Origin of the sequence: uncultured Holdemanella sp., from assembly GCF_934772795.1 — a bacterium.
In the GTDB taxonomy this organism is placed as follows: Bacteria; Bacillota_I; Bacilli_A; order Erysipelotrichales; family Erysipelotrichaceae; genus Holdemanella.
Genome location: NZ_CAKVMR010000096.1, coordinates 1 through 5,140, shown reverse-complemented (window position 1 = coordinate 5,140; position 5,140 = coordinate 1). Strand labels below are relative to the sequence as shown.

The following is a 5,140-nucleotide window of genomic DNA, read 5'->3' as shown; positions in this document are numbered from 1 at the left end:
ATCCACGTATTGACAATAGGAGGTCACTTCATATTATCTAGATAGGGATAAATCAACCTTTAAAAGTCATAGGGATTTTAGCTATATAACATATCACACATCAAGAAATCAATTAAATGTTAAATGTCAATCATAAAATAATGTAAAGTTATACTATAAACTAAATTCCTTTATCCAATCACCGAAAGATAACAATTGATATCCCTGAAAAACTAAAGTACCTTCCATACCAACGTCTACAACATTATATTCAAATACACTAACTTCAAAAGTTTTCATTCCCTCTTCAGTCATAAAAATCAATTCATAAAAAGCTTCTGGACTTGGCACTTTTCCAGGAATAGCAAAATACTCACCTTCTTTTTTTTCAATTAATTTTGCAGATATCGATTCTTTTCTAAATTTATTTCTTGTATATCTTAGCATATTCATTCCTCGAAATATGTATAAATTAGTTAATTAAGCAAAGTAATCTACACATACTTTTTCCTTTCTGGTTTAAAATTTATCGGATTTTTATTAATCCACTATCAATAGCTCATAAGTATTTGTAAAAGTAAATAATTGATAATGCACTTTTACAGTTACCGGTTGAACCTCATTAACAATATCCTGATCATATATATACTCATGAGTCACCTTGTTACCATCTATATTCTCAGTATGATAAAACTCAATAAGTGTTTCCTCTAACTTTGTTCCAACCTTGATATTGGCTGGTTCGTTGAATGAATGGAAGATTATATTACTTTCCACGTGTTTTCTATAGATTGCAATCGATAGGATCAAAGCCAGTAATATACAACCAATAACCATCACTTTCTTTTTCATAGGCTTATCCTCACAAAAGCGTTATAAGAATATATAGAATAATTAGAATTAAAAGGCCCATTCCAATCTTTTTCTTATCATTCTTGGCATAAACTAAGTTATAAACTTCAAAAGTCCAGAATCCAAATTGAAATGTATACTTCGTAAAATAGTAGATCAAGAAACATACAATCAATGATTCTATACAAATCATTCCTTTAGAATATTCCACCATGGAATTATGTCCTTGATTTAAGGCTTCATTATCCTTATTCAATTTATCAATGATTTCCCTCTGCTTATCATTCATGAGCATTACCATACTTTCTTTTTAACCATGGATAAATAATCAATATACAAACACTTATAATGCCTGCAAGTACATATTGTTCGATTGGTTGTTTATGAAATCCTAACAATCTTCTTAAAAGTTGAAAAACCCAATAACCATTCACCAGCCACTTCAACCAACTACTAGATTTCTTTTCCATAGTATCAGTTTTTATATCTTTACAGAATCTCTTAGAATTAAATACACTTCAGCTCTTGTTGCTTCTGGATATGGTAGTACAAATAGAATTCCAATTCCGCAACAAATTAAGCCTAAAATAATCCATCCTAAAAAGGATAAATCTAAGACAAATAAATCCATCTTTTGTCTAGTCGTCATTTGTTTAGACAAAGAGAAGGCTTCATCAGCTGAAAGATTTGGATTTTCTGCCAATAGATATGGAATCATAGAATATTCGTAAGCTTTAATAACTCCAGGAACTATCAACAGTAACAACCATAGTAGGGTTTTTAAATCCATTAAGAACATGATTTTTACAACATTTAAATAATTACCCTTGAACCCTTTAAAGATTTCACCAAGTTCAGGATTCTCATCATGATTCTTAATAAAATATCCATTTTTCCCAACTACAATGACATTACCAATAAAGATTGTATAGAGGATTCCAAGAATACTGGCAACAGAAATGAATGAATAAAATATAAGTTCAAAATTAGATGAATAAACTATAGGCTGAGAATCATAAGAAAGATTGTTTGAAGTAAAGTCTTGTACTCTTTCAATAATGGTTGTTTTTTCACCTGTCAATATTGATGCGATCAACGTAACCACAAACATCTTCCAATAGTTTCGTTTCATGATTTGTTTAGCTTGTTCTTTAACTTGTTGCCTGTTCCACATATTATTTCACCTTACTTTCTTTAGACATGCAATCTCTTTTCTAATTCCTTCAATATTGCATTGGCTTCTTTAACATCATTTAAATATTTATCACTATTAAATAACACTTTTTCCTTGGAAACATATACTGGTAATACACTATTATCTTTCAAAACAACTTTAATTCCTACATACATCATTGGTTCTACTGCACCCGCCATAAATGTAGCTCCACCTAAAATTGTATGTGTAAATGGTTTCGTTTTACCTTTAAAATTAGCATCTTCATTTTGAACGGAACACTTTTGAATCTCTTCATATAAGCAGCTTGCACCACCAATGATTTCTAATCTTTTTTCTTCATCATGAAATTTTACACACATCCTTAATCACCCCTTCTATCTTCTTTGCGATCTTACGATCTTGTATGTACTGATCTGTATTGACCATTGTCTTTTCTTTTGACACATAAATAGCTAATACAGTTTCATTCTTTAAAACAATTTTTACTCCAACATACAAATATGGATTCTGTAATAAGCCGTATGGTAATGGTCCACCCGGAAGCACAGCTGTAAATGGAATTCCTTTTCCCTTATACTTTGCCTTTTCATTTAAAACAGATACTCTTATCACATCATCATAAGAGTATTTTCCTTGTGTTCCAATAACAATCTCAAATTGTCTGCAAGAATCATCAAATTTAACATATTCATTTAAATCCATAAGTTTTTCCGCCTCACCATTTTGTAATTCATAAAATAGTTATTATGCTTCTTCCATATATTTTGCCTTAAACGCAATACAACTTCTCTCTTTTCCAAACAATCCTTTGGATTCCACACGCCCAAGTCCATATGCCCAAAATGTAACAGTTTGACCTTCTTTAAAATCAAATTCTTTATTGTAATCAAGCACACAAACATACGACTTATCATCAAAGATACTGATCATGTATCCTCTAAAATCTTTATCATCTACGCGAGCTATGATTTTTCCCGTATATGTCAATTTCTTTCCATACCACTTAGAATGTGTAACCTCCAAATCTGATTGATCCGGTGATTGTGACTCTGCCTTAAAGGATGCTTCATCCACTTCACTGCACTCCACTGAAATCGTACTTTCTAATCCCCGATATTTAACGGTAACCTCTGAAGTCTTTCCAGCTTCTAATGTGACAGGCTCTTTGACAGTCCATCCTTGTGTAATGAATTCCTTTGTACCATCCTCATAATAGGCCCATACACCAATCTTCGACTTATTATCTATAGTTTCATTCGCTTCTGCAAAACCCGTATATAAGGCTGTCATATTCTCTAGCTTTTCCTGACTAGTCTCTACTTTTTCATTATTTGGTGTTATATTCGAACATCCACAAACCAAGAATACACATAACAATGCCGCTGTATACTTCTTCATAGGTCCACCTCCTCTTCTATATTATCTTGTAGTCTTGGAAGCTTATTATCTATAATCCTACTTTGCATCTGGATATGTGTCTTCAAATTTATCGGCATATCGATTGTGCTTTTTTATACTTGAAGAACATAACGACTAAGAAAACAACTGCTACTACGCCTAATACGTAAACTAACCAATCTAATGTCATATTACTATGTCCTCCTTTTCTAATTTCATATTAACATGTCTGAAATCGTTTTCATACAGTTTTTTATTCATTTTCAACCAAACGTATCATTTGCTATTTTCCTACGTGAAATACATGAATCAATGAATCGTTCAATACTAAATTTCTATTCAAAAAAGACTGTTACACATGCTGCAACAGTCCATCTTTTATATTGGATTCAATCCAATATGATTATATCCACAATTCCAAAAGAATATAGATTACAACCCCAACTACAATACCAATTCCAATCTTCTTCTTATCATTCTTTGCGTAGATCGAATTAAAGATTTCAAATGATAAAAATCCAAGCAGAAAAAATATATTCTTCGAAAAATAGTAAATCAAGAAACACACTACAAATAAGCCTATACAAATCATCCCTTTAGAATATTCCACCATGGATTTATGTCCTTGATTTAATGATTCATTATCCTTATTCAATTTATCAATAATTTTTTTCTGTTTATCATTCATAATCATTACCTATACTTTCTTCGTAGCCATATATAGAAAGCGAGTGCACAAATCACGATTATACCCGCAAGTCCATATTGCACTATTGCCTGTTTATCACCTAATACTCTTCCTAGAAATTGTGCAATTCCATAACTACATAATAAGCATAAAGCTACACACTTCATCCAGAAAGTAGACTCCTTCTTTTCTTTTGGAGTTGTATCTAACAAGTCTTCATCTAAATATTTTTGAAGATCTTCATTCATATCTTCCTGTAATCTTTGAAGTCGATTTTTTTTCATATCATAATCTCCAAAACAATGTGGTTTTTAAATAATGTACATAAAACGCAAATATTAAGAAGATGATCAACAATATGATCTCTCCATAATAGATATATTTTTCTTTGTATCTAAAGTCATACAATGGTTTATCCAAATACACACGACCATCTACTTGTACTAATAATTGAGAATGTACTAAAGCTTTTATTGCATTCAAATCAAACTTAGAAATATCAATTGCCCTTTCTTCATTGAATATTCCATTCTTAATGAAATATCGAATAATTTTGAATTTATTTATTAAAATGCTCATACGCATACACAAAAAACCAATATCTGCAACACACATCATTTCTTGTAAGTAATCATGGATATACAACCCATAAATAGCTCCATCCGCAAGTAGAACAACCATAGAAATGAATCCCCATTTAGGAAAGCTCATCTGAAACACGAATTCCATCACAAGTACTATGATGCATATTACGCCTATCCTCGGATTTATCCTCTCTAGTTTTCAGAATTTGCTTAACCTCTTCTTCCATCATTTCAACAGGAATCAATGGAATAAAGACGTTCTTATTATTCTTTTTTCTCTGTCTCTTTTTCATAATCTTACTTTGCATCTGGATATGTGTCTTCAAATTTATCAGCATATCGATTGTGCTTTTTATACTTGAAGAACATAACGACTAAGAAAACAACAGCTACTACACCTAATACATAAACCATCCAATCTAATGACATCATACTATGTCCTCCTTTTCTAATTTCATATTA

13 protein-coding genes are annotated in these 5,140 nt (G+C 31.1%); all 13 read right to left on the bottom strand.

Features of this window, described 5'->3' with window-relative positions; all coding sequences use genetic code 11:
• Positions 1 to 153 precede the first annotated feature (153 nt).
• The 13 genes from Q0F04_RS11335 to Q0F04_RS11275 all read right to left on the bottom strand — a co-directional run bounded on the left by Q0F04_RS11335 (position 154) and on the right by Q0F04_RS11275 (position 5,110).
• Positions 154 to 426 (bottom strand): DUF2500 domain-containing protein, encoded by a 273-nt coding sequence (locus Q0F04_RS11335; protein WP_295753369.1) that lies wholly within the window; start codon positions 424 to 426, stop codon positions 154 to 156.
• Between the two features lie 93 nt (positions 427 to 519).
• Complete coding sequence (locus Q0F04_RS11330) at positions 520 to 831, bottom strand: hypothetical protein (RefSeq protein ID WP_295753368.1); 312 nt, start codon at positions 829 to 831, stop codon at positions 520 to 522.
• A gap of 10 nt (positions 832 to 841) precedes the next feature.
• Complete coding sequence (locus Q0F04_RS11325; protein ID WP_295753367.1) at positions 842 to 1,120, bottom strand: hypothetical protein; 279 nt, start codon at positions 1,118 to 1,120, stop codon at positions 842 to 844.
• Entirely contained in the window at positions 1,113 to 1,301 is a 189-nt protein-coding gene (locus tag Q0F04_RS11320) for a hypothetical protein (RefSeq protein ID WP_295753366.1), read from the bottom strand. The genes Q0F04_RS11325 and Q0F04_RS11320 overlap by 8 nt, the downstream gene beginning before the upstream one ends.
• Before the next feature lie 11 nt (positions 1,302 to 1,312).
• Positions 1,313 to 2,005, bottom strand: coding sequence for a DUF975 family protein (locus Q0F04_RS11315; protein WP_295753364.1), 693 nt, complete (start codon positions 2,003 to 2,005; stop codon positions 1,313 to 1,315).
• 20 nt (positions 2,006 to 2,025) lie between these two features.
• On the bottom strand, positions 2,026 to 2,367 hold the full coding sequence (locus tag Q0F04_RS11310) for a hypothetical protein (RefSeq protein WP_295753363.1): 342 nt from the start codon (positions 2,365 to 2,367) through the stop codon (positions 2,026 to 2,028).
• Positions 2,348 to 2,710 (bottom strand): hypothetical protein, encoded by a 363-nt coding sequence (locus tag Q0F04_RS11305; protein WP_295753362.1) that lies wholly within the window; start codon positions 2,708 to 2,710, stop codon positions 2,348 to 2,350. The genes Q0F04_RS11310 and Q0F04_RS11305 overlap by 20 nt, the downstream gene beginning before the upstream one ends.
• A gap of 42 nt (positions 2,711 to 2,752) precedes the next feature.
• Positions 2,753 to 3,406 (bottom strand): hypothetical protein, encoded by a 654-nt coding sequence (locus tag Q0F04_RS11300; protein WP_295753361.1) that lies wholly within the window; start codon positions 3,404 to 3,406, stop codon positions 2,753 to 2,755.
• A gap of 403 nt (positions 3,407 to 3,809) precedes the next feature.
• Entirely contained in the window at positions 3,810 to 4,094 is a 285-nt protein-coding gene (locus tag Q0F04_RS11295) for a hypothetical protein (RefSeq protein ID WP_295753358.1), read from the bottom strand.
• A gap of 5 nt (positions 4,095 to 4,099) precedes the next feature.
• On the bottom strand, positions 4,100 to 4,378 hold the full coding sequence (locus tag Q0F04_RS11290; RefSeq protein WP_118325318.1) for a hypothetical protein: 279 nt from the start codon (positions 4,376 to 4,378) through the stop codon (positions 4,100 to 4,102).
• A gap of 1 nt (position 4,379) precedes the next feature.
• Positions 4,380 to 4,823, bottom strand: coding sequence for a hypothetical protein (locus tag Q0F04_RS11285; RefSeq protein WP_295753357.1), 444 nt, complete (start codon positions 4,821 to 4,823; stop codon positions 4,380 to 4,382).
• A complete protein-coding gene (locus tag Q0F04_RS11280; protein WP_295753355.1) occupies positions 4,792 to 4,971 on the bottom strand; it encodes a hypothetical protein in 180 nt (59 codons plus the stop codon). The genes Q0F04_RS11285 and Q0F04_RS11280 overlap by 32 nt, the downstream gene beginning before the upstream one ends.
• A gap of 4 nt (positions 4,972 to 4,975) precedes the next feature.
• Positions 4,976 to 5,110 (bottom strand): hypothetical protein, encoded by a 135-nt coding sequence (locus Q0F04_RS11275; RefSeq protein WP_270473417.1) that lies wholly within the window; start codon positions 5,108 to 5,110, stop codon positions 4,976 to 4,978.
• Positions 5,111 to 5,140: the final 30 nt, after the last annotated feature.